A 23,389-nucleotide genomic window follows, 5' to 3' on the forward strand; every position below is an offset into this window, starting at 1 on the left:
CTGGGGCGGCCTGGCGTTTTCTTGCGCTGCGTCACCGGTCGGTCCGACGGTGACGTTCCCGGTCGCCGGCCGGCGTTCAGGCCGGGCCGGCGGGGACCAGCTGCGGATTGCCGGTCTCGGCGTTAACCCGGTTGCGCCCGCCCGCCTTGGCGCGGTAGAGCGCCTCGTCGGCACGGCGCAGCAGGGTTTCCGGCGCCACTTCCGGCGTCGGCACCGTTGCGGCGACGCCGATGCTGACGGTCACCCTGCCGTGGGGCGACAGCACGTGCGGCAGCGCCTGTGCGGCGACAGCATGGCACAGGATGTCGGCGAGCGCGGTGGCCTTTTCGAGATCCGACTCGGCACAGATCACCGCGAATTCTTCCCCACCGTAGCGCGCGACGAGGTCTCCGGCACGCTTGACGCAGGACTGGATCGCGTGGGCGACGCGGGTCAGGCACTCGTCACCGGCCTGATGGCCGTAGTGGTCGTTGTATTTCTTGAACAGGTCGATGTCGACCATCAGGATCGCCAGCGGCTGCGCCGTGCGCAGTGCCCGGGCCCATTCGCTGTGCAGCATTTCGTCGAAGTGGCGGCGGTTGGAAATGCCGGTCAGGCCGTCGGTGAGGGACAGCATGGCGAGCTTGTGGTTGGCCGCTTCGAGCTCTTCGGTGCGCTCCCTGACCTTGTGTTCGAGGGTTTCGGTATGACGCTTGAGCTGAGCCGCCACGCAGTCCATGGCATGGAACAGGGTGGCGACTTCGCGGATCGGGCCGGGTTCGCCCGACGTCCGCTGCCAGTTGCCGCGGGCGAGCCTGGAAGAGGCTCGGCTCAAGGCTCCCAGGGGGCGTGCCACCCAGTCGGCGGCGACCAGGCCGATCATCAGGCTGAGGATCATCACCGCCAGTGCCAGGTAGAGGATGTTGCGCAGCGTGTCGCTGGCCATGGCTTCGAAGTGTGAGGTCGGCAGGATCAGGCCGATGGTCAGGGTCGGCCCCTGCGCCAGCGCGAAGCTGTGCCATTCGAAGAGGAAATTCCCGCCGTCGATCGGAATGGATGCGCTGCCTTCGGGGTGCGCGGATGCCGTGAGGGTTCGGGCGGCGGCACGGATGAGCGGGCTGTCGCTTTCCGCGAGGGGGATGCGGACGGCCTCTTCGCCGTCGAGGCGGTAGATCGGAGCCAGCGCGGAGTTCGCCAGCAACAGGCCATTGGCTTCGGCAATGAAGGCGGTCGCGCGGGTGCCGGCGGTCAGCTCGCGCAGGAACTCGCTGAGCTGGGATAGCGCCACATCGGCGGTGGCGACGCCGATGAAGCTGCCGTGCGGGTCGAACAGCGGGGCGGACATGCCGATGCCCATGGTGTCGTAGGCCCCTTCGGCGTCGTTGATCGCATAGCGGTAGGCCGGGTACCAGGCCAGACTGCCCGAATCCAGGGCGGCTTCGAACCAGGGGCGGCGCCTGGCATCGAACCGGCCCTTGCCGGTAGACATCAGGCTTGTGCTCCGGCCCGTCTGATCGGTACGGAAAATGTGCATCACGTAGTCGTCGGAGATGCGTGAGTGGAGCATCCGCAAGGCCTTGTCGGCACCGTGCGGCGGGCGGCTGGCGGCGTAGTATTCGCCGTCCGCCATGCCCATCGAAACGAAGGTGAGCAGCGGCTGTTGACGGATCTGGGAAAGGAAGCCGCGCATCAGGTCTTCGGGTTTTTCGTGCCGCAGCAGGCCGGCCCGAGCCTGCTCGATGTTGAAAGCGACGAAATGCCGCGGCACTTCGAAAAAGGCGGCTACGCGATCGTGCAGGCGGTCGCCGATTTCCCGCGCCAGCGCCTGGCTGAAGCGCTCGGTCGATTGCTGGGCAGTGCGGTAGGACACCCACCCGCCGATCGCGAGGATGGGCAGGAGCGCCAGCAGCGACGCTCCCGTCAGGAAGGCGCGGATGCCGATCCGGGTCCTTGCCGGAAGAAACGGCGGCGCCGGGTTAGCACTGCGGCCGCGCCCGAAAGCTCCGCTGCGGTATAGCAGCAGGAGCGCCAGGGTGAGGCTGATCGCGCTGCCGCCGGCATAGATACGGGTGCGGCGTGCTGCGGCCTCGGTATCGTCCGCTGGCGGGGCCGCGGCCAGTCGCCATCGGCCGCCCGCCGGCAGCGCGACGTCTACTGCGACATGGGGGCGTCGGAACAGGTCGGGGTCGCCGTGGAAGGGAGGGCCTTGTGCGCCGCTGCCCTCGCGGCCGCGGATTGCCAGGGTCAAAGGCAAGGCGGGAGAGGACAGGCCCGCGTCCTCGAGGATGCCTTCCAACTCGACGACGGAAGATACCATCCCCCAGAGCTCTCCCGGCTCGCCAGCGGTGGCGGGGTGGAAGACGGGGGTGCGTACGATCAGCCCGGGGCGCCCGCTCTGCACCAGCGACAGGGGGCCAGCAATCACGGTGGTGCGCCGCTCGATCGCGCGCCGCACCCCTTCCATCTGTTCCGGGCGCGAGTCGAAATGCATCCCCAGCACGGCTTCGTTGCCCTCGAGCGGGTGGACGAACACAACCTCCAGGCCGCGCGACACGGCGACGTTGATGATCCGCCGGTGGTCGTTGATGAGCTTTTCGGCGAGGGGTCGCAGCTTTTCTGCGGTGACGGTGCGTTCGGGGAGGATGGCTGCGGCCACATCGTGGTTCAGCTGCACCAGTGCGGACAGCGTGCGTTCAAGCTGGAATGCCGCGGCCTGGAGGCGGACTTCGATCCGGCTCGACTGCGACCGCTCGCCCAGCCGGCGGTCGTATTGTGCGATGGCTACGGTCAGCGCCGTGCCCAGGCAAAGGACCAGGAGCACGCTCGCCCATACCCTCACTCCGAGGTGACGAAAGCCCGGCACGGATCGAATCCTGTCATGTGATGACGTCCAGCATATCAGCCACCGTAGATGGAGTGAATGCGGATCGGCATCGCATGATCGCGCCCGGAATGGTGGCGCTGGGTGATCGGGGTGGAGCCGGGAGCGGTTGCCGGTCCGGAGAGCCTAGCTGGCGCGCATCCGGCGTTTGGCTTCGTGGTAAGCCTGGGCCTCGATGCTGAGGGTGGCCGTGGGGCGGGCGAGCAGGCGGGCGATGCCGATCGGTTCGCCGCTGTCCTCGCACCAGCCGTAGGTCCGGTTGTCGATCCGCTCGAGGCAGCGGTCGATCTTGTGCAGCAGCTTGCGCTCGCGGTCGCGCACGCGCAGTTCGAGCGTGTGGTCTTCCTCGAGGGAGGCGCGGTCGGAGGGGTCCGGCGTGGTTTCGAACTCCTGCAGGTGCAGGGTGGTTTCGTGCGCCGAAGCGAGCAGCGCGTCGCGCTCGCGGATCAGCAATGCGCGAAAGAACGCCAGCTGACGGTCGGACATGTAATCCGACTCGGGAGCGGCGAGCAACTCGGCCGCGCTCGGCAGCGTCTCGGGAGCGCTCATAGTCTCGTTCATGATGTTTTTCCTCGGGCGTGCGCCGTGGTCGATGGGCTGCCTTGTGGGCCGGAAGGCCGCGACCCGTTCGCCCACGATACACGGCAATGCCGACGGCCAGTGATGAATCTTCCGTGCCGCCCGTCGATCCGCCCGGACCCGAAGCGGATCGGGTTTGGGGGCCGGGCGCCGCTCACAAGGGCCAGGCCAGCAATAGCAGCGGGATCGTGACGGCGAGCACCAGCAGGTCGAGCGGTAGCCCCATGCGCCAGTAGTCGCCGAAGCGAAAGCCGCCCGGGCCCAGGATCAGCGTGTTGTTCTGGTGCCCGATCGGGGTCAGGAAGGCGCAGGAGGCGCCGATTGCGACTGCCATCAGGAAGGTGTCGGGGTTGACCCCGAGCTGGGTTGCCGCACCGAGCCCGATCGGGGCCATGACCGCAGCGGTGGCGGCGTTGTTCATCAGGTCGGTGAGCAGCATCGTGGTGACGAGGATCAGGGCGAGGCCGATCACGGCATCGCCCCGGGCCAGGCCGTCGAGCAGCAGGCGGGCGAGGAGGTCGGCGGCGCCGCTGCTCTGCATCGCGCCGGCGACCGGCAGCAGGGCGGCCAGCAGCACGACCACCGGCCAGTCCACCGCCTCGTACACCGCACGCGGGGGCACCGTGCGCAGCGCCATCGAAGCCAGTACCCCGGCGGTGAAGGACAGCGCCGCCGGCAGCAGGCCGAGGGCTGCGGTGGCCACCGCCACCACCATGATGGCGGTGGCGGTGAACGCCTTGCGCTTGTCCGGGATGCGCAGCTCGCGTCCGGCCAGCGGCACGCAGCCGAAGTCGGTGGCGAATTCGCTCAGGGTGTCGGCGTCCCCCTGCATCAGCAGCAGGTCGCCGGGGCGGATCTTCAGCGTGCGCAGCCGCGCTCTGGCGCGTGCGCCGTCGCGCGACACCGCGAGCAGGTTCAGGCCGTAGCGCGAACGCAGCAGGATGTCGCTGGCCGAGCGCCCGGCGAGGGCCGATTCGGGGCGCACGACGAGCTCCATCAGCATCAGCTCGTCGCTGCGCTCGGGGTCCTTGCCGGCTCCGGGCAGGGGGTCCGGCCGGGTGCCGCGCGCGGATGGCGGGGCGGTTTCGTCGGCGCCCTCCTGCCCCTCCTCCACGTTCGGCGGATGAGCTTCCGCGAGCTCCAGCCCGAGCTGGCTGAGCACGCCGGGCAGGGTTTCGACTTCGGCTTCGATGACGAGGATGTCGCCGGCGCGGACGATTCGTCCACCGCTCGGTGCGATCATCCGCACCTCGTTGCGTACCAGGCCGACCACCTGTACACCGGCCTCGTCGAGCTCGGCCTCGACTTCGCGCAGGCGCATCCCGGCAGCCTTGCTGCTTTCGGGCACGCGCGCCTCGGTAAGGTAGGCACCGGTATCGAAGCCGGCCGCACCGGGCTGCGCTCGCGCCGGTACCAGCCGCCAGCCGGGCAGGGCGATGAAGGCGAGCCCGGCGAGGGCGAGCGGCAGGCCGACGGCGGTGAAGTCGAACATCGCGAAGCCGCCCGCCCCGGTCTGGCTTGCCCGGAAACCGGAGACGATGAGGTTGGGCGGGGTGCCGATCAGGGTCGTGGTGCCGCCGAGGATGGAGGCGAAGGCGAGCGGCATCAACACCTTGCCGGGCGGCAGCCCGAGGCGGCCGGCGAGCTGGATCGCCACCGGCATCAGCAGGGCCAGCGCGCCGACATTGTTCATGAAGCCCGAGAGCACGGCGGCGAGCACGCTCAGCGCGGCGATGCTCGCGGTCGGTCCGCCATGGGCGGGCAGCGCACTGCGGGTGAGGACGTCGATCGCGCCCGAATTCTGCAGGCCGCGGCTCAGCACCAGCACGCAGGCGACGGTGACCACTGCCGGATGGCCGAAGCCGGCGAAGGCTACGGCCGGTTCGACCAGGCCCGCCAGGACGCAGGCCAGCAGCGCACCCGCAGCCACCATGTCGTGGCGCCAGCGCCCCCACAGGAACAGGGCGACGGTGGCGCAAAGGATCGCCAGGATCAGGAGCTGGTCGTGCGTCATCGCATCGTTCCCCGGAGTGGCCGCGGGGCCGGGGAAGGTGCCTGCGCCTATTTGAGCCCGAAGCCGAGGGTGTGCAGGGCCTCGACGAGGCGGTCGCGGCCGGACAGGGTTTCCGGGCCGGCAATGCGCTTGACCGAGTGCACCGCCCAGCTGCCATGCACTTTCATCTGCTGTGCCTCGTAGAACTGCGCCATCGTGCGGTTGTAGGTTTCGACGCCGTCGTCCTGGACGGGCTGCGAGTAGGTCTCGTGGTGCACCACCACCGACTGTGGCGGGCGCGGCTTGACCGCGGCGGGCCGCGCCGGGTCGGGGGTGCCGACGCACATGCCGAACACCGCGAACACTTCGGGCGGCAGCTCGAGCAGGCGGGCGACTTCTTCCGGGTGGTTGCGCATGCCGCCGATATAGACCATGCCGAGGTCGAGCGATTCGGCAGCGACGGCGGCGTTTTGTGCGGCAAGCGCGGCGTCGATGACGCCGGTGAGGAACATCTCCAGGTAGTCGAGGCCGGCGGACGGGCGTTCGAGGGCGGTGGCGACCCGGCGCAGGCGGGCGAGGTCAGCGAGCCACACCAGCTGCAGCGGTGCTTCGCGGACGTGAGCCTGGCCGCCGGCGAGCTCGGCCAGCTTTTCACGTCGGGCCGCGTCGCGCACGGCGACGACGCTCCAGACGTTGAGGTTGGACGAGCTGGCGGCCGACTGGGCGGCGGCGATGATCGCGGCGAGCTGGGCGTCGGAGACCGGGTCGGGAAGGAAGGAGCGTACCGAACGATGCTCGAGCAGGTGCTCGATGAACGGGTTGAGGGTGTCGGTGGCAGGGGCGGATTCGCTGCCGTAGCGGGCAAGCAGGCGTTGCGGAGTCATGGCAGGGCGTGTCCGGAGGTGGGGAATCCGCAGTATATCGGTTGCGCCGCGCGATCCGGCATCCCGCGGCGGCAGCGGTGCTGCTACAATGCCGGCCGTGGCGGGTCTCCCCGCATTGCAGCGCGGTGAACCTGGTCAGGGCCGGAAGGCAGCAGCCACAGCCGCTCCCTGCAAGTGCCGGGGGTCGGGCTCGCCACCCTGGACATCGAAGCCGAAGGGCACCCTCTCGCGGGTGCCCTTCGGCTTTTTTGCCCACGAACAGCATCGCGTCCTGGGCGCCGGGCGGGTAGGGTCGTTGCCCGGTGCGGGCGCTCACCCGGGGCGGCGATAGCCTCCCGCGACGCCGCGCGGCGACATGACGATCTGCCACAGCTGGTTGCTGCGCGCGCGGAACGTGCCGGCGCAGGCGAGCAGGTAGTAACGCCACATGCGGCGGAAGCGCTCGCCGTAACGCGCGGCGAACTGCGGCCAGGCGGCTTCGAAGCGCGCGTACCAGGCCATCAGGGTGCGGTCGTAGTCGGCGCCGAAGTTATGCACGTCTTCGATGATGAAGCCGTCCTCGGAGACGTCGGCGATCTGCCCGAGCGAGGGCAGGTCGCCGTTGGGGAAGATATAGCGGTCGATCCAGGGGTCGGTCGGGGTGCGGCGCAGGTTCTTGCCGATGGTGTGGAGCAGGAACAGACCGTCCTCGTTCAGGCTGCGCCGCGCCATCTCGAAGAATGCGCCGTGGTTCTTGGCGCCGACGTGCTCGAACATGCCGACCGAGGCGATACGGTCGAAGCGTTCGCTGCCGCCGCGGTTGAACTGGCGGTAGTCCTGCAGGCGGAAGGCGACCGGCAGCCCGGCGCAGCGGCCTTGGCCGTGCTCGGCCTGCTCGCGCGAGATGGTGAGGCCGACGCATTCGGCGCCGTAGTGCTCGGCGGCGAATTTCATCAGGCTGCCCCAGCCGCAGCCGATGTCGAGCAGGCGCATGCCGGGCGCGAGGCCGAGCTTGCGACAGATCAGGTCGAGCTTGGCGGTCTGCGCCTCTTCCAGCGTGCCAGCCTGCGCCCAGTAGCCGCAGGTGTAGGCGAGGTGGCCGTCGAGCATGGCTTCGAAGAAGTCGTTGCCCAGATCGTAGTGCAGTTCGCCGACCTGCCAGCTGCGGCGCAGGCTCTGCAAATTGAACAGGCGGGCGCGAATGCCTTGCACCCGCAGCGCGCTGGTGCCGACTTTCTCGTCGAGACGGGCGAACAGCACGCGGGCGATGAACTCGTCCAGGCGGGCGCAGTCCCACCAGCCTTCCATGTAGCTTTCGCCCAGGCCGAGGCTGCCGCGGGCGAGGATGCGCTCGGCAGTCTGCGGATGGTGGATCACCATGTCCCAGGGGCGTTCGCCGCCGAGTTCGATGTCGGCTTCGGCGAGCAGGTCGGCGATTGCGCGCTGGGCCGCGTTTTCCGCCGTCAGCCGCCCCGTTGCCGGGGCATGATGGCTGCCGGAAGAGGGCATGTCCTTGCGGGTCTGTTCCATCCTGGCCTCCCTGCCTTGTCATCGCGTTGGCCTGCACGGCGGGCCGGAAGTTCCCTGCCGACGAGTCAACAATAGGTATTGGTTTGTGATATAGCCACTGGATTGCCGGGGGCATGGGGCGCAAAGGGCTGTCGGGCGATTGGCCGCGGCCGATGCCCGCTGCTCTGCTAGAATCGCCCGCCATGAGCTATCAGGTCCTCGCGCGCAAGTGGCGGCCGAAATCCTTCGCCACGCTGGTCGGTCAGGAGCACGTCGTGCGCGCGCTGTCGCATGCGCTCGCCACCGGGCGGCTGCATCACGCCTGGCTGTTTACCGGCACCCGCGGGGTGGGCAAGACCACGATCAGCCGCATCCTCGCCAAGGCGCTCAACTGCGAGACCGGCGTCACCGCCGAGCCCTGCGGCGTGTGCGACGCCTGCCGCGCGATCGACGCCGACCGCTTCCCCGACTACGTCGAGATGGACGCCGCCTCCAACCGCGGCGTCGACGACATGGCGGCGTTGCTCGACAAGGCCGTCTATGCGCCGGTGCAGGGGCGCTACAAGGTCTACATGATCGACGAAGTGCACATGCTCACCGGGCATGCCTTCAACGCCATGCTGAAGACGCTGGAGGAGCCGCCCGAGCACGTCAAGTTCATCCTCGCCACCACCGATCCGCAGAAGATCCCGGTGACGGTGCTGAGCCGCTGCCTGCAGTTCAACCTCAAGCAGATGCCGCCGGGACACATCGTCGATCACCTGGGCCGCATCCTCGAGGCCGAGGCGGTGCCGTTCGAGCCGGGCGCGCTGCGCCATCTGGCGAAGGCGGCGGCGGGCTCGATGCGCGATGCGCTCTCCTTGCTCGACCAGGCGATTGCGCACGGTGCTGGCAAGGTCGGGGAAGAGCAGGTCACCCACATGCTCGGCACGGTGGGCGACGACCACCTGTACGCGGTGCTTGATGCGCTCGCCGCCGCCGACGTGCCCGCGCTGCTCGCGGTCGCCGACGGCATGGAAGCGCGCAGCCTGTCTTTCGATGCCGCGTTGCAGACTCTGGCGACGCTGCTGCATCGCATCGCTCTTGCCCAGTTCGCTCCCGAGGCGATCGCCGACGAGGCCGAGCGGGTCCGGATCGCGGGCCATGCCGCCGCATTCGACGCCGAATACCTCCAGCTCGGCTACCAGATCGCGATCCACGGTCGCGACGAACTGGCGCTGGCGCCGGACGAGTACACCGGCTTCACGATGACGCTGTTGCGCCTGCACGCGTTCCGGCCGGAGCAGCCGGAGGCGCTCGGCGGGCCCGGCCTCGCCCCCGGCGGCAGCGGCCGCGCCCGGACGGCGCCCACGCCCGCTTCTGGAGCGCCGCAGCCTGCGGCGCCAGCCCCGGTGCTGCCCCGGGGCGAGGGGCAGGGGCTTGGCCGGAACGGCCCGCCTGCTGCGGCAATGCCTGCCGCTCCGCGTTCGCCCGCAGCGGCGCCGCTCGGGCAGGAAGCGGCGGGTGATGGGCCTGCTCCTGCAGGCCTGCCCGCGCCGGCCTCGACGCATGACGTGCCGCCATGGGAGGACCTTCCGCCCGAGGCTTACGCTGTCGACAGCGGAAGCGGAAGCGGAAGCGGAAGCGGAAGCGGAAGCGGAAGCGGAAGCGGAAGCGGAAGCGGAAGCGGAAGCGGAAGCGGAAGCCGCGAGCCGGCCTGGCCCGGCGCCTCCTCCCCGCCGTTAGCGGAAGCTTCGCCGCCCCCGCTCGAGCCGGCCGCCGCCGTTGCCCCCCGCCCGGTGCCCGCCGTGCAAACGCCGCTGCCGGGCGAAGCTGCCGCGCTGCTGGCGCAGGGCGACTGGCGCGGACTGATCCGGACGCTTGAGCTCAGCGGCCTGGTGCGCGAACTGGCGCAGCATTGCGAGTGGGTCCGCAGTGATGCGAACAGTCTCGATCTGCGTCTGGCGGTCGGTCATCGTCACCTGCTGGACATGAACCGCGGTGCCCTCGACCGCCTCCAGGACCAGCTCTCGGGGGCTCTTGGGCACAGCCTGAAGCTCAGGATCGACATTGGCGACATCGCTGGTGAGACGCCCGCGCAGCGCGACGCGATCGAACGCCGGGCGCGTCATGCCGAGGCCGTTGCGGCGCTTGAGGCCGATCCCCTGGTGCGCGACTTGATCGAACGTTTCGACGCCACGCTCGTCGAGAGTACGGTGAAGCCCCTGTGAGCCCCCGTTGCCGCGGGCTGCCCGGTGAAGGGGCAGGGAAGGACGCCGGATTGTCGTCATTTCCTTTTCGATCCACTCATTCCGACTGACTCAACGGAGAATGCATGATGATGAAAGGTGGTATCGCCGGCCTGATGAAGCAGGCCCAGCAGATGCAGGAAAACATGAAGAAGATGCAGGACCAGCTGGCTTCGATCGAAGTCGAGGGCCAGGCCGGCGCCGGCATGGTCAAGGTCCAGATGACCTGCAAGCACGATGTGCGCCGGGTGTCGATCGACGATTCGGTGATGGACGACAAGGAAATGCTCGAAGACCTCGTCGCCGCCGCACTCAATGATGCGGTGCGCAAGGCCGAGGCCGCCACCCAGGAGAAAATGGCCAGCGTCACCGCCGGGCTGAACCTGCCGCCGGGCATGAAGCTGCCGTTCTGAGCGGAGGCGCGGCATGATGCCTTCCAGCCTCGATGAGCTCATCGAGGCGCTGCGCTGCCTGCCGGGAGTGGGGCCGAAGTCCGCCCAGCGCATGGCCTACCACCTGCTGCAGCGCGACCAGCGCGGCGCGGCGCGGCTCGGGCAGGCGCTCACCCGCGCGCTTGAAGTGCTGCGCCACTGCGAGCGCTGCAACAGCTTCACCGAGGAGGCGGTGTGCCCGCGCTGCGCCAATCCGCGACGGGATGGCGCGCTGCTGTGCGTGGTCGAAATGCCCGCCGATCTGGCGATGATCGAGCAGACCCAGGCGTACCGCGGCCTTTATTACGTGCTGATGGGGCGCCTGTCTCCGCTCGATGGCATCGGTCCGCGCGAATTACGCCTCGACAAGCTGATCGCGCGCGCGACCGAGGACGGTGTGCGCGAGGTGATCCTGGCGACCAACTTCACCAACGAAGGCGAAGCCACCGCGCACACCGTCGGTGCGCTGCTGTCGGCACGCGGGGTGGCGGTGACCCGGCTGTCGCGCGGCGTTCCGGTGGGCGGTGAGCTCGAGCATACCGACACCGGCACCATCGCCCAGGCCCTGGCCGAGCGCAGAACACTCTGAGTGCGGGGTGCTGCAGTGCAGAAAAACCGTGCCCGCAGGAGGGCTGTTTTGGCGCGGTCTTGGCCCGGAAAGCCTTGTTCCTGCAGGTAATCCCGGCTTTGCGCTTTCTCTGCTGCAGCGTCTTCGCTATAATCCGCCGATTATTTTCGTATCCGAGTCTTTCGAGGTTTCCTTTCTGGGAAGAGGGTCATGAGCGTTGATCAAAAGATGGACAGCAGTCGCCGCACCCTGCTGCTGGCGACGTCCGCCGCGGGCGGCGTCGCTGCGGTGGCGACCGCGGTGCCGTTTGTCGCCAGCCTGACGCCGTCCGAGCGCGCCAAGGCAGCCGGGGCACCGGTCGAAGTGGACGTGAGCAAGCTCGCGCCGGGCGAGATGATGACGGTGGAGTGGCGCGGGAAGCCGGTCTGGATCCTGCGGCGCACGCCCGAGATGCTGGCTTCGCTGGAGCAGACCGAGGGCCGGGTCAGCGACCCGGATTCGGCCAAGCCGATGCAGCCGGCCTACGCGCAGAACAAGCACCGCTCGATCAAGCCCGAATACCTGATCGCGGTCGGCATCTGCACCCACTTGGGCTGTTCGCCGTCGGAGAAATTCAAGATGGGCGCCGAAAGCGGCATGGGCGCCGACTGGCCGGGCGGCTTCCTGTGTCCCTGTCATGGCTCGATCTTCGATCTCGCCGGCCGCGTCTATAGCAGCATGCCGGCGCCGGACAACCTCGAAATCCCGCCGCACCACTACCTCGCGGACACCACCATTCTTGTTGGCGAAGACGGGAAGGCATAAGCGATGACAACCAAATCCCAAGCCGTGCTCGACTGGATCGACGAGCGTTTTCCGCTCACCTCGACCTGGAAGGCGCATCTGTCCGAGTACTACGCGCCGAAGAACTTCAACTTCTGGTATTTCTTCGGCTCGCTCGCCCTGCTGGTGCTGGTGATCCAGATCCTCACCGGCATCTTCCTGGTGATGCACTACAAGCCGGACGCCTCGCTCAACGCTTCCGGTGTGCCGGTGGCCTTTGCCAGCGTCGAATACATCATGCGTGAAGTGCCCGGCGGCTGGCTGATCCGCTACCTGCATTCGACCGGGGCGTCGGCGTTCTTCATCGTCGTCTACCTGCACATGTTCCGCGGCCTGCTCTACGGTTCCTACCGCAAGCCGCGCGAGCTGATCTGGATCTTCGGCACGCTGATCTTCCTCGTGCTGATGGCCGAGGCCTTCATGGGCTACCTGCTGCCATGGGGGCAGATGTCGTTCTGGGGGGCCCAGGTCATCGTGAACCTGTTCTCGGCGATCCCGGTGATCGGTCCCGACCTGTCGCTGGTGATCCGCGGCGACTACGTCGTCTCCGACGCCACCCTGAACCGTTTCTTCTCCTTCCACGTCATCGCCGTGCCGCTGGTGCTGATCGGTCTCGTCGTCGCCCACATCGTGGCGCTGCACGAAGTCGGTTCGAACAACCCGGACGGGGTCGAGATCAAGAAGAAGAAGGACGCCAACGGCATCCCGCTCGACGGCATCCCGTTCCACCCGTACTACACGGTGAAGGACATCGTCGGCGTCGTCGCCTTCCTGTTCTTCTTCAGCGCGGTGGTGTTCTTCGCTCCTGAAGCCGGCGGCTACTTCCTCGAGTTCAACAACTTCCTCCCTGCCGACCCGCTGACGACGCCGCCGCACATCGCGCCGGTGTGGTACTTCACCCCGTTCTACTCGATCCTGCGCGCGGTCACCTATCCGCTGTTCGGGCTGGATGCGAAGTTCTGGGGCGTGGTGGCGATGGGGGCGTCGGTGGTGATCATCGCCTTCCTGCCCTGGCTCGACCGCAGCCCGGTGAAGTCGATCCGCTACAAGGGGCCGATCTTCAAGCTTGCCGTGGCCGTCTTCGTGGTGTGCTTCTTCATCCTGGGTTACCTCGGCGTGCTGCCCCCGACTCCGGGTCGCACCCTGGTGTCGCAGATCTGCTCGGTGCTGTATTTCGCTTTCTTCCTGCTGATGCCGTGGTACAGCAAGCTCGACAAGTGCAAGGCCGAACCGGAAAGGGTGACTTTCAAATGAAGATGCGTCTACTGAACCTGATCAAGCGCGCCGCGGCGGCACTGCTGTTCGCTCCGGCCCTCGCGCTGGCTGCCGGCGCAGTCCTGCACCTCGACAAGGCGCCGGTGAGCAACGATCCGGCCGCGCTGCAGCACGGCGCCAAGCTGTTCGTCAATTACTGCCTGAACTGCCATAGCGCCAGCTTCACACGCTACAACCAGCTTCAGGACATCGGCCTGTCCGAGCAGGCGATCCGCGACAACCTGATGTTCACCGGCGAGCGCATCGGCGACCTGATGAAGATCGCGATGCGCCCGGCCGAATCCAAGGCCTGGTTCGGCAAGGCACCGCCCGACCTGACCCTGGTGGCGCGCGCGCGCGCCTCCGAGTTCGGCAGCGGCGCGGACTGGCTGTATACCTACCTGCGCCAGTTCTACCGCGACCCGGAGCGGCCGAGCGGCTGGAACAACGTCGTCTTCGAAAACGTCGGCATGCCGCACGTGTTCTGGCAGCTGCAGGGCGAACAGGCGGCAACGGTCACCGAAAATGCCGACGGCAGCAAGAAGGTCGACCTCTCGCTTGCCAAGCCGGGCCTGCTCGCGCCTGCCGAATACGACAAGGCAGTGGCCGATCTGGTGTCCTTCCTGGTCTGGATGGGGGAGCCGGTGGCAGAAAAGCGCAAGTCGATCGGTGCCGTGGTGCTGATTTTCCTCGCCGGCTTGTTCGTGCTCAGCTATGCGCTGAAGAAGAACTACTGGAAGGACATTCATTGATCCTTTTCGCGGCGGGCCGCAAGGCCGTCTAGCGCGGCCCGACCTCAGACGCACCACGCGAAGCCGCGTGGTGCGCTTTTGCTTTTGAATTCCGGAGTGGCAACATCATGATGAACCTGTATTCCGGCACGACCGATCCATTCAGTCACCGCTGCCGGATCGTGCTGTTCGAAAAGGGGATGGACTTCGAGGTCATCGACGTCGATCTCTACAACAAACCTGAAGACATCGCCGTCATCAACCCCTACAACCGGGTGCCGGTGCTGGTCGATCGCGACCTCGTGCTGTACGAGTCCAACATCATCAACGAGTACATCGACGAGCGCTTCCCGCATCCGCAGCTGATGCCGCCCGACCCGATCATGCGCGCGCGCGCACGCCAGCTGCTGCACACGTTCGAGCAGGAGCTGTTCACCCATCTCGAGGCGCTCGAGGCGGCGCAGAAAGGCGTCGACAAGGTGAGGGTCCACGTGCGCGACCACCTGACCCAGCTCGCGCCGGTGTTCGCCAAGCAGAAGTACATGCTGGGCGACGAATTTTCCATGCTCGACGTCGCGATCGCGCCGTTGCTGTGGCGCCTCGAGCACTACGGCATCGAGCTGCCGAAAGCCGCCGCGCCGCTCATGAAGTACGCCGAACGCATTTTCAGCCGGCAGGGTTTCATCGATGCGCTGACGCCGTCCGAAAAGGTCATGCGCCGTTGAGGGGCCGACCTGGAGCGGGGAGGGCGGGGGCCCGGGCGTGCCCCGCCTCCTCAATGGAGATCCGATGACGACTGTTTCGACCAAGCCTTATCTGCTGCGCGCCATCTGGGAGTGGTGCGTCGACCAGGGGTTCACGCCCTACCTCGCGATCAGGGTGGATGCGCACACGCGGGTTCCCCCCGGTTACGCGCGCGACGGGCAGCTGGTGCTGAACCTCTCGCCCGATGCGACCTCCCAGCTGCAGATGGACAACGACACCATCTCCTTCCAGGCGCGCTTCGGCGGCGCCGCCCATTCGCTGCTGATCCCGGTGGCGAACGTGATCGCCATCTATGCGCGCGAAAACGGCCAGGGCATGGCGTTCGAGCCCGAGGAGGGCGAGGCTGGTGGGGCGCCGGCCGAAGACATGGCCGAGGTCAGCGCCGAACTGGCGCAGGAGCGCAGTGAAACGCCGTCGCCCGAAGCTCCGCGCCCCGCGCGCGGGAGTCATCTGAAGGTCGTGAAGTAAGGAGAGGCACATGCCGGACCTGGTGTGGAGCGACGAACTCGAGAACGATCTTGCGCCGATGGACGACACCCATCGCGAATTCGTCGCCAGTTACAACGCGCTCCTCGCGGCCGCGCCGGAAGACCTGCTGGCGCGGTTCGACACGCTGGTCGCGCAGGCGAAGGCGCATTTCGACCTCGAAAACGGCTGGATGGAGGCGGTCGATTTCCCCGGCTGCCACCGCGCCGAGCACGATCGCGTGCTGGCGGTGATGCAGGACGTGCGCCAGCGCATGGCGCGCGGCGACCTGTTCTTCGCCCGGCGCCTGATCGAAGAGTTGCCGGTGTGGTTCCGCAATCATGTCAATGGCATGGACGCGGCGCTCGCCTTCCACCTCGCGAGCATCGGTTTCGACGTCGCCAGCGGGACCTGCACGCCACCGCTCGATGCGGCGGGCGGCGCACGCGGCTGCGCCTGCGCCGTGCTCAGCGCGGAAGGCGAAACGGAAAGCTGACCGGTGCCGGGCGTCCGCGCATCAGCTCGGCGAGCGCCGCCGCCGAGCCGCAGGCCAGGGTCCACCCCAGGGTGCCGTGCCCGGTGTTGAACCACAGGTTCGGCGCCCGCCCGCGGCCGATCACCGGAAGGTTGCCCGGGGTGGCCGGGCGCAGCCCGGCCCAGGGCTCGACCTGGTGCTCGTCGATCGCGCCCGGAAAGCGGCTCTTTACCCATTCCAGAATGGGACGGATGCGCTCGTTGCGGATGCGGGTGTCGAAGCCGTTCAGCTCTGCGGTGCCGGCGACGCGCAGGCGATCTCCCAGGCGCGAGCACACGATGCGGCGCGATTCGTCGGTGAGGCTGACGCTCGGTGCCCGCGCAGCATCGAGCAGCGGAGCGGTGATCGAATAGCCCTTGACCGGATAAATCGGCAGGCGCTCGCCCAGCGGCGCGACCAAGCGCGGGCCGTAGCTCCCCAGGCAGATGACGTAGGCATCGGCGCGGAGGGTCCGCTGGCGTCCTTCTGCATCGCACACCTCAACGCCCTCGAGGCGCGTGCCAGAGCCGCCCGTCAGGCGGCGGATATCGCATTCCCAGTGCAGGTCGGCGCCGTTTTCGCGTACGCGCGCAGCGAGCTCCCGGGTGAAGCGAAAGGCGTCGCCCGACTCGTCGCCGGGAGCGAACAGGCCGCCGGCAAGCGTTCCCGCCCCGGCCGTGAGCGCCGGTTCGATGGCAAGGCACTCAGTGCGGCTGCAGACGCGGGCCTCGATGCCGAGCAGCTCCAGCTGACGGGCGCGTGCCGGCGCCTGGGCGAACTCGTGCGGAGAGTGGAACAGATGCAGGATGCCGCGTTCGAGTTGATCGTATTGCAGCCCGGTGCGCGCGCGCAGTTCGTGCAGGCGCGCGCTGCTCCAGCGCGCCAGCGCGGCGATCGCCGCGGTGTTGCGGTGGGCGCGGGTGGGCAGGCACTCGAGCAGGAAACGCGCGCCCCACCACCACTGTGCGGGGTCGGTGGTGGGACGGAACTTGAGCGGGGCGTCGTCGCGCCCCAGCCAGCGCAGCACCTGCAGCGGTGCCCCCGGGTTGGCCCACGGCTCGGGGTGGCTGATCGAGATCTGCCCGCCGTTGGCGAAGCTGGTTTCGAGCGCCGGCCCGGGCTGGCGGTCGACAATGCTGACGCCGAAACCGGCCTGCTGCAGATACCAGGCGGTCGTGACCCCGGACAGGCCGGCGCCGAGAACCATGACGTGCATGTAAGGTCGGGGTGCGGTGGGTTGGGAAGCCGGGTTGGGAACGGACGGTGGCTGCGCGTGCGGGGTGAGCGGCCGGCGGATGCTGGCGCAGCCCGGAGCCGGATCTTGCCGCAGCGGTGCGACGCAGGCGTCGATGATAACCGCTCGTCGCCCGCGGTGAAACCGCAGGCTGTCTTAAAGCCGTGCGCTCGCGGCGCGGAACCGCGATAATTCGCCCCTGTCCGTAAAGTCCGCCTTCCGGGAGTTTCTCATGCGCAGTGTCACCCTTACCCAGTTCCTCATCGAGCAGCAGCGTGCCGGCCGCATCACCGCTGACTTGCGCCTGCTGATCGAGGTCGTCGCACGTGCGGTGAAGGCGATCAGCGTCAATATCTCGAAGGGTGCACTCGCCGGCGTGCTCGGCGAAGCCGGTACCGACAACGTTCAGGGCGAGGCGCAAAAGAAGCTCGATGTGATCGCCAACGAGATCCTGCTGCAGGCCAACGAATGGGGCGGCCATCTCGCCGCGATGGCCTCCGAAGAGGTCGAGACCGTGCACCAGATCCCCTTCGACTATCCGAAGGGGGGCTTCCTGCTGCTGTTCGATCCGCTCGACGGCTCATCGAACATCGACGTCAATATTTCGGTCGGCACCATCTTCTCGGTGCTGCGCAATCCGCCGGGCGAGGCCGAGCCCACCGAGGGCAGCTTCCTCCAGCCGGGGCGCGAGCAGGTCGCTGCCGGCTACGCGGTGTACGGCCCCTCGACCCAGTTCGTCCTGACCGTAGGCAAGGGCGTGCATGCGTTCACGCTCGACCGCGAGATGGGCAGCTTCATCTACACCCAGCCCTACATGACGATTCCGGCCGACACCCACGAGTTCGCGATCAACACTTCGAACGCGCGCTTCTGGGAGGCTCCGCTCAAGCGCTACGTCGACGAGATGGTGCAGGGCAAGGCCGGCCCGCTGGGCAAGGACTACAACATGCGCTGGGTGGCGTCGATGGTGGCCGACGTGCACCGCATCCTCACCCGCGGCGGCGTGTTCATGTATCCGATGGACGAGAAGTGCCGCCACCAGGGCGGCAAGCTGCGCCTGATGTACGAAGCCAATCCGATGGCGATGCTGGTTGAGCAGGCCGGGGGGGCGGCCACCACCGGGCGCGAGCGCATCCTCGATGTCCAGCCGGTGAGGCTGCACCAGCGCGTGCCGGTGATCCTCGGCTCGAAGAACGAGGTCGAGCGGGTGAGCGGATACCACCGCGAGCCCTGAGCGAGGGGCGGACAGTGGCCGTGTCCGTACCGTGCCGATGGCTGCGTGCGCTGGCGCTGGCGCTGTCCGTGGCCGCGGCTGGCGTGGGGGGGGCGGTCCAGGCGCAGCAGGCGCTGGCGGTCAGGCTCGATGCCCCGGACGGGGTGAGGCCGCTGCTCGAGCGTCACGTGCGCCTGCTCGACCGCGCAGGACTGATCCTCCCCGACGAAGCGGCCGATCGCGCGGCGATGATCCGCCGTGCCCGGCGTGAAATTGCCGATCTGCTCGCGACTGAAGGCCATTTCAGCCCCCGCATCCGCATCGACCGCAGCGAAGCGGCGCGCTGGGTGGTCGAGGTCGAGCCGGGGCCGCGCACCGAAGTCGCCGCGGTGGACATCGCGTTCGAGGGCGAGATCGTCACCGCCGACGGCGCGGGGCAGGAACAACTCGACGCCTTGCGCGCGCGCTGGAGCCTGCCGGTGGGGGCGCCTTTCCGCCAGGCGGACTGGGACGGTGCCAAGCAGGGCCTGCTCGATGCCGTCAGCACGCGCCGCTACGCGGTCGCCCGCATCGCCCGCAGCCGCGCCGAGATCGACCCCGACAGCGCGCGTGCGCGGCTGACGCTGACGGTGGACAGCGGCCCGGCGTTCTACCTCGGGGAGTTGGTGGTCGAAGGCCTGCAGCATCTGCCCGCCGACCTGGTGGCGCGCTACAGCCTGCTGCGCAAGGGTGCGCCGTACGACCGCGAGCAGCTGCTGGCCTTCCAGACCGGGCTGCAGAACACGCCGCATTTCGGTTCGGTGATCGTCGATATCGAGCGTGACCCGGCGCAGGCCGCGGCGGCGCCGGTGCGGGTCCAGGTGACCGAGGCGCTGCCGAAGCATTTCGGCGTCGGCGCCGGCTATTCGACCAATACCGGGGCGCGGGTCGAAGCGTCCTATCGCGATGTCAACCTGCGCCGGCGTGGCTGGGAATTGTCCACCGGCCTGCGCCTGGAGCAGCGCCGCCACGCCCTCTACGCCGACATTTTCCTGCCGCCGCAGGGCCGCCATCGCGACAGCTTCGGCGCCCTGTTCGAGGGCAGCGATCTCGAAGGGCTGAAGGTGACTTCACAGGCGCTGGGGGCGGCGCGGATCGAAACCCGTGGCGACATCGAGACCCGGCTCGCGCTGCGCCTGCAGCATGAAAAGATCGAACCGGACGGAGCACTGGCGCAGTCGAGCAACACCCTGACCGCCAACTGGACGTGGACGAAGCGGGCCGTCGACCAGCTCCTCGACCCCACCCGTGGCTATGTGCTCGAGTTCCAGGTCGGCGGCGGCACGGCAATCGCCCTTGCCGAACAGGACTTCGTCCGCCTGTATTCGCGCTTCGTGCGTTATTGGCCGGTACGCGGCAGCGATGTCTTCATCCTGCGCGCCGAAGGGGGCGTCACCCTCGCCGACAGCCGCGAAGGCATTCCGCAGGACTTCCTCTTTCGGGCCGGCGGCGCCCAGTCGGTGCGCGGCTACGACTACCAGAGCCTGGGCGTCCGCGAAGGCGGGGCCACGGTCGGCGGGCGCTATCTGGGCACGCTCAGTGCCGAGTATGTGCACTGGTTCGAGCCGCAATGGGGGGCAGCCTTCTTCGTCGATGCCGGCGATGCCGCCGACTCGCGCACGGACTTCGACCTGCATGCCGGCTACGGCATCGGCGCGCGCTGGCGCAGTCCGGCCGGACCGCTGGCGATCGACCTCGCATGGGGGCAGCGGGAGCGCAGGCTGCGGTTGCACTTCGGCGTGGCGATCGCGTTCTGAGCATCCCCACCGCCGCACGTGGCGGAAGGCGTCCGGAAAGGGGGCGATCGGTCGAAATACGCGCCTTTTAGCGGCTCTATGCCGTTTCCAGTGGAAATTGACTTCTCAACAAACATGATCTTCGGTGGTCCAACCGCCCGACACTGACGCCGACCTCGCACCCGATGAACAACCAGATCGAAGCCCTCTTCACCACCGCACTTGGCCTGCAGCCGCCCTGGCAAGTCGCCAAGGTCGAGCTCAACACGGCCAAGCGGCGCATCGACTTCGAGGTCGAGCACACCGGCAAACGTGCGACCTGCCCGGCATGCGGGGTCGAGCAGCAGTTGATCCATGATCGCGTGCGCCGCAGTTGGCGACACCTGGACTTCTTCCAGTTCGAAGCCTGGCTCCATGCCGAGGTGCCGCGCGTGCAGTGCTCGGGCTGCGGCAAGACCACGCAGTTGCCGGTGCCGTGGGCACGCGAGGGCAGTGGCTTCACCTTGCTGTTCGAGGCGCTGGGCCTGTCGCTGTGCCGGGAATTGCCCGTGCGCCAGGCCGCCAATCAGATGCGGGTTGCACCAAAGCGGCTGTGGCGGCGGGTTCGCCACTACGTCGAGGTGGCGCGAGCCAAGGACGACATGTCGGGCGTGCGCCACGTGGGCATCGACGAGACCAGCGTCAAGCGTGGGCACCAGTACATCACCGTGGTGCATGACCTGGCGGCCAAGCGTTTGCTGTTCGCCTGCCCCGGTCGTGACCATCAAACCCTGGGGGCCTTTTCGGAGGACATGCGCGCGCATGGCGGCGATCCGGTCACCATCGAACACGCCTGCATCGACATGAGCGCGGCGTACGCCAAGGGGATCAGTCAGTCGCTGCCCAACGCCCAGATCAGCTACGACCGCTTTCACGTCGTGGCGCTTGCCAACGCGGCGATGGATGAGGTGCGACGCGAAGAGATGCGCAGCTCGGCCGCCGCCGTCCGCGAGGCGGTGGGCGTGCATAGCAAGAAGACCCTTCGCCAACTGCTGTGGGGCATGCGCAAGGACTCGGCGAGCTGGACTCGGGCGCAGTTCGAGGCGATGCACTGGCTGCAGCGCTCGAACCTGAAGAGCGCACGGGCCTGGCGACTCAAGCAGGCCCTGCGGCTGGTCTACCGCGAGGCGCGGGACAGCAACAGCGAAGAGCTCGCCCTGGGCGCATTGACGAAGTGGATGAGCTGGGCTCGACGCTCGCGGCTCGAGCCGTTCAAGCGCTTGGCGGCCACGTTGAAAGAGCATCTCGGCGGTGTCGTGCACGGCATGCTCGACGGGCGCAGCAACGCCTACGTCGAGGCGATGAACGGCCTGCTTCAGAAAGCGAAGACCGCCGCCCGAGGCTTCCGGGATCCCGAGAACTTCATCGCGATCGCCTACCTGCGAATGTCCAAGCTCGAGCATCTACCGAAGAACCCTCTGGTGCCGGCCATCCCCCGCGACTACGGGCGCTACCGTCATGTTTGTTGAGAAGTCAATTTCCACTGGAAACGGCATAGAGCCCTTTTAGCGCGCGTCCGCTCAGTGTGGCCGGCGGTCTACTTCTGCGGCCAATGCCTGCAGCGCCGGCGAGATATGCACCGGATAGGACTCGCCCGCCGCGGCCGCTTCCAGCCGGCGCAAGGCATCCGGCAGGCGGGCGAGGTTGTCGGCGGCATGCCCGCGCAGGGCGTCGAGCGTCGGGGACGGGGCCAGGCGCGCGCCGCCGCGCAGCACCGGCTGGAGCAGCGCGACGCACCCGGCGGGCGGTGGCTCCCCGAGGAGGGTGACATGGTCGCACAGGAGCGAACCGTCGGCCGCGAAGCGGCGATACACCTGCTTCGCGCCGGGCCAGGTGGCCTTGCCTTCGGAGCGCTTGCGCCGCGGCACGCCGGCATAGCTTTGGAGCTTGTAGGCCGAGTCGAGCGCGGGGGCGTCGGCCGAGGTGGTGAGCTGGGTGCCGATGCCGAAACCGTCGATCGGCGCCCCCGCGGCGAGCAGCGCAGCGATGCGGTGCTCGTCGAGGTTGCCGCTGGCGAAGATGCCGACCTCGGCAAGGCCGCCGCCATCGAAGATGGCGCGTACCCGGTGCGCATGGGCAGCGAGGTCGCCGCTGTCGATCCGCACCGCGACCAGCTGGGCGCCGCGCGCCTGCAGCGCCGGAGCGAGGGCAACGACCCTGGCTGCGGCGGCTTCGGTGTCGTAGGTGTCGATCAGCAGTGTCACGCGGCTCGGCTGCGATGCCGAAAACTGCATGAAGGCCTCGGTTTCGAGCTCATGCGCCTCGATGTAGGCGTGCGCCATGGTGCCGAACACCGGGACGCCGAAGCGCTGGCCGGCGAGCACCGTGGCGCTGCCGGCAAACCCGGCGAGGTAGCTGGCGCGGGCCGCGAGTACCCCCGCTTCGGCGCCGTGGGCACGGCGCAGGCCGAAGTCGACGAGCAGCTTGCCGGGGGCGGCGAGCACGCAGCGCGCGGCCTTGGTTGCGATCAGGGTGGAAAAGTTGAGCAGGTTGAGGAGCCGGCTCTCGACGAACTGCGCTTCGCCGATCGGCGCCTCGACGCGCAGGATCGGCTCGTCGGCGAAGAACACCGTGCCCTCGCCCATCGCATCGACGTCGCCGCTGAAGCGGAAGCCGCGCAGCCAGTCGAGGAAGGCGGGCTTGAAGCGCCCGCTGGCGCTCAGCCAGGCCAGTTCGTCGGCAGTGAAGTGCAGCTGCTCGAGGTAATCGAGCGCCTGCTCGAGGCCGGCGGCGACCAGGAAGTTGCGCTGCGGCGGCAAGGCGCGCACGAACAGTTCGAACACCGCGCGCGCGCCCATGCCTTCGTCGAAATAGGCCTGCAGCATGGTCAGTTCGTAGAGATCGGTGACCAGCGCGCTGTCGTTCATGGCCGTGCCCCGCGCCGCCGCTCGAACGACAGCGGCCGCGCACCGGCGGCGGCCATCTCCTGCTCGGCGCGCTTGCCGTCGCCGGGATGGACGTCGACGGCGCGGACCGCATCGGCCAGCAGCACCGTGGAAAAACCGGCCGCGAGCGCGTCCAGCACCGTGGCGCGGACGCAGTAGTCGGTGGCCAGGCCGCCGACGAACAGGCGCCGGCAGCCCAGGCCGTGGAGCAGCGCTTCGAGGCCGGTGCCCTGGAAGCCGGAGTAGGCGTCGGCCTCGGGCGTGGCGGCCTTGGAGACGATATGGGCGGCGGCCGGGACTGCGAGCCCGGGGGCGAACGCGGCGCCCGCGCTGCCGGCGATGCAGTGCGGCGGCCAGGGCCCGCCGGCTTGGCGGAACGAGCAGTGGTCGGGCGGATGCCAGTCGCGGGTGAAGATCACCGGCAGTCCGCATTCGTCGAAGCGTGCGATGTAGCGGTTCAGGCGCGGGACGACCCGGTCTCCGCCCGGAACGCCGAGGGCGCCGCCGGGGAGAAAATCGCGCTGCACATCGACGACGATGAGGGCATCGCCGGGCTGGGGCGCGAACGTTGCGGAATCAGGCTGGAGGGCGGTGTGGCTGGCGGACATGTCATCCTCCCCGGGCGGGAGCCCGTCGATGCGGCGGCCGGTTGCCGGCGGGA

General features: G+C 68.4%; 20 protein-coding genes and 1 other RNA gene. 13 read left to right on the plus strand and 8 right to left on the minus strand.

The genetic code is table 11. The features are described from left to right. Positions 1–76: 76 nt before the first annotated feature. The 4 genes from Tchl_RS04905 to Tchl_RS04920 form a co-directional block, all read right to left on the minus strand. Entirely contained in the window at positions 77–2,800 is a 2,724-nt protein-coding gene (locus Tchl_RS04905) for a diguanylate cyclase (RefSeq protein WP_075147415.1), read from the minus strand. A 186-nt stretch (positions 2,801–2,986) separates the two neighbouring features. Beyond that, positions 2,987–3,421, minus strand: coding sequence for an RNA polymerase-binding protein DksA (gene dksA, locus Tchl_RS04910; RefSeq protein ID WP_075147416.1), 435 nt, complete (start codon positions 3,419–3,421; stop codon positions 2,987–2,989). A gap of 172 nt (positions 3,422–3,593) precedes the next feature. Beyond that, positions 3,594–5,453 (minus strand): SLC13 family permease, encoded by a 1,860-nt coding sequence (locus Tchl_RS04915; RefSeq protein ID WP_075147417.1) that lies wholly within the window; start codon positions 5,451–5,453, stop codon positions 3,594–3,596. A gap of 47 nt (positions 5,454–5,500) precedes the next feature. Further along, positions 5,501–6,316 (minus strand): nitroreductase family protein, encoded by an 816-nt coding sequence (locus Tchl_RS04920; protein WP_075147418.1) that lies wholly within the window; start codon positions 6,314–6,316, stop codon positions 5,501–5,503. A gap of 99 nt (positions 6,317–6,415) precedes the next feature. Between Tchl_RS04920 and ffs the strand changes: the two genes are divergently transcribed. Then, positions 6,416–6,514: signal recognition particle sRNA small type (gene ffs / locus Tchl_RS04925), an RNA gene on the plus strand. A gap of 114 nt (positions 6,515–6,628) precedes the next feature. On the opposite strand, the gene cfa is transcribed toward ffs, so the two are convergent. Beyond that, positions 6,629–7,825 carry a cyclopropane fatty acyl phospholipid synthase gene (cfa, locus tag Tchl_RS04930; protein ID WP_083945156.1) on the minus strand — a complete coding sequence of 399 codons (1,197 nt, stop codon included), beginning with the start codon at positions 7,823–7,825 and terminating at the stop codon, positions 6,629–6,631. Between the two features lie 182 nt (positions 7,826–8,007). Between cfa and dnaX the strand changes: the two genes are divergently transcribed. The 9 genes from dnaX to Tchl_RS04975 all read left to right on the plus strand — a co-directional run bounded on the left by dnaX (position 8,008) and on the right by Tchl_RS04975 (position 15,564). Continuing rightward, positions 8,008–10,014 carry a DNA polymerase III subunit gamma/tau gene (gene dnaX, locus Tchl_RS04935; protein WP_075147419.1) on the plus strand — a complete coding sequence of 669 codons (2,007 nt, stop codon included), beginning with the start codon at positions 8,008–8,010 and terminating at the stop codon, positions 10,012–10,014. A gap of 107 nt (positions 10,015–10,121) precedes the next feature. Beyond that, entirely contained in the window at positions 10,122–10,445 is a 324-nt protein-coding gene (locus Tchl_RS04940; RefSeq protein ID WP_075149576.1) for a YbaB/EbfC family nucleoid-associated protein, read from the plus strand. 13 nt (positions 10,446–10,458) lie between these two features. Further along, positions 10,459–11,052 carry a recombination mediator RecR gene (recR, locus tag Tchl_RS04945; protein ID WP_075147420.1) on the plus strand — a complete coding sequence of 198 codons (594 nt, stop codon included), beginning with the start codon at positions 10,459–10,461 and terminating at the stop codon, positions 11,050–11,052. Positions 11,053–11,241: 189 nt separating this feature from the next. Further along, positions 11,242–11,835 (plus strand): ubiquinol-cytochrome c reductase iron-sulfur subunit, encoded by a 594-nt coding sequence (gene petA / locus Tchl_RS04950; protein WP_075147421.1) that lies wholly within the window; start codon positions 11,242–11,244, stop codon positions 11,833–11,835. A 3-nt stretch (positions 11,836–11,838) separates the two neighbouring features. After that, positions 11,839–13,107 (plus strand): cytochrome b, encoded by a 1,269-nt coding sequence (locus tag Tchl_RS04955; protein WP_075147422.1) that lies wholly within the window; start codon positions 11,839–11,841, stop codon positions 13,105–13,107. Next, positions 13,104–13,859, plus strand: a complete 756-nt coding sequence (locus Tchl_RS04960) for a cytochrome c1 (protein ID WP_075147423.1) — start codon at positions 13,104–13,106, stop codon at positions 13,857–13,859. Before Tchl_RS04955 ends, Tchl_RS04960 begins: the two co-directional genes overlap by 4 nt. 107 nt (positions 13,860–13,966) lie before the next feature. Continuing rightward, positions 13,967–14,563, plus strand: a complete 597-nt coding sequence (locus Tchl_RS04965; protein WP_075147424.1) for a glutathione S-transferase N-terminal domain-containing protein — start codon at positions 13,967–13,969, stop codon at positions 14,561–14,563. Between the two features lie 64 nt (positions 14,564–14,627). Beyond that, positions 14,628–15,071 (plus strand): ClpXP protease specificity-enhancing factor, encoded by a 444-nt coding sequence (locus Tchl_RS04970; protein WP_075147425.1) that lies wholly within the window; start codon positions 14,628–14,630, stop codon positions 15,069–15,071. 10 nt (positions 15,072–15,081) lie between these two features. Further along, a complete protein-coding gene (locus tag Tchl_RS04975) occupies positions 15,082–15,564 on the plus strand; it encodes a hemerythrin domain-containing protein (RefSeq protein WP_075147426.1) in 483 nt (160 codons plus the stop codon). Here Tchl_RS04975 and Tchl_RS04980 read toward each other — a convergent pair. Beyond that, the gene (locus tag Tchl_RS04980) at positions 15,536–16,798 is read right to left on the minus strand and encodes a D-amino acid dehydrogenase (RefSeq protein ID WP_075147427.1); all 1,263 of its coding nucleotides are present in this window, start codon (positions 16,796–16,798) and stop codon (positions 15,536–15,538) included. The two genes, Tchl_RS04975 and Tchl_RS04980, sit on opposite strands and share 29 nt — an antisense overlap. Positions 16,799–17,048: 250 nt before the next feature. Here Tchl_RS04980 and Tchl_RS04985 point away from each other — a divergent pair, with 250 nt between their 5' ends. The 3 genes from Tchl_RS04985 (at position 17,049) to Tchl_RS04995 (ending at position 21,312) form a co-directional block, all read left to right on the plus strand. Next, a complete protein-coding gene (locus Tchl_RS04985; protein WP_075147428.1) occupies positions 17,049–18,050 on the plus strand; it encodes a class 1 fructose-bisphosphatase in 1,002 nt (333 codons plus the stop codon). A gap of 20 nt (positions 18,051–18,070) precedes the next feature. Next, positions 18,071–19,825 carry an autotransporter assembly complex protein TamA gene (locus tag Tchl_RS04990; protein WP_198158990.1) on the plus strand — a complete coding sequence of 585 codons (1,755 nt, stop codon included), beginning with the start codon at positions 18,071–18,073 and terminating at the stop codon, positions 19,823–19,825. A 164-nt stretch (positions 19,826–19,989) separates the two neighbouring features. Next, positions 19,990–21,312, plus strand: coding sequence for an ISL3 family transposase (locus tag Tchl_RS04995; RefSeq protein ID WP_075147430.1), 1,323 nt, complete (start codon positions 19,990–19,992; stop codon positions 21,310–21,312). Between the two features lie 51 nt (positions 21,313–21,363). Here Tchl_RS04995 and Tchl_RS05000 read toward each other — a convergent pair whose 3' ends face one another. Together Tchl_RS05000 and Tchl_RS05005 are read right to left on the minus strand one after the other, a co-directional pair. After that, a complete protein-coding gene (locus tag Tchl_RS05000; protein WP_075147431.1) occupies positions 21,364–22,710 on the minus strand; it encodes a nicotinate phosphoribosyltransferase in 1,347 nt (448 codons plus the stop codon). After that, complete coding sequence (locus Tchl_RS05005) at positions 22,707–23,336, minus strand: nicotinamidase (protein ID WP_075149577.1); 630 nt, start codon at positions 23,334–23,336, stop codon at positions 22,707–22,709. Before Tchl_RS05005 ends, Tchl_RS05000 begins: the two co-directional genes overlap by 4 nt. Between the last annotated feature and the right edge of the window lie 53 nt (positions 23,337–23,389).

The sequence above is a fragment of the Thauera chlorobenzoica genome (assembly GCF_001922305.1).
Taxonomy (GTDB): Bacteria; Pseudomonadota; Gammaproteobacteria; order Burkholderiales; family Rhodocyclaceae; genus Thauera; species Thauera chlorobenzoica.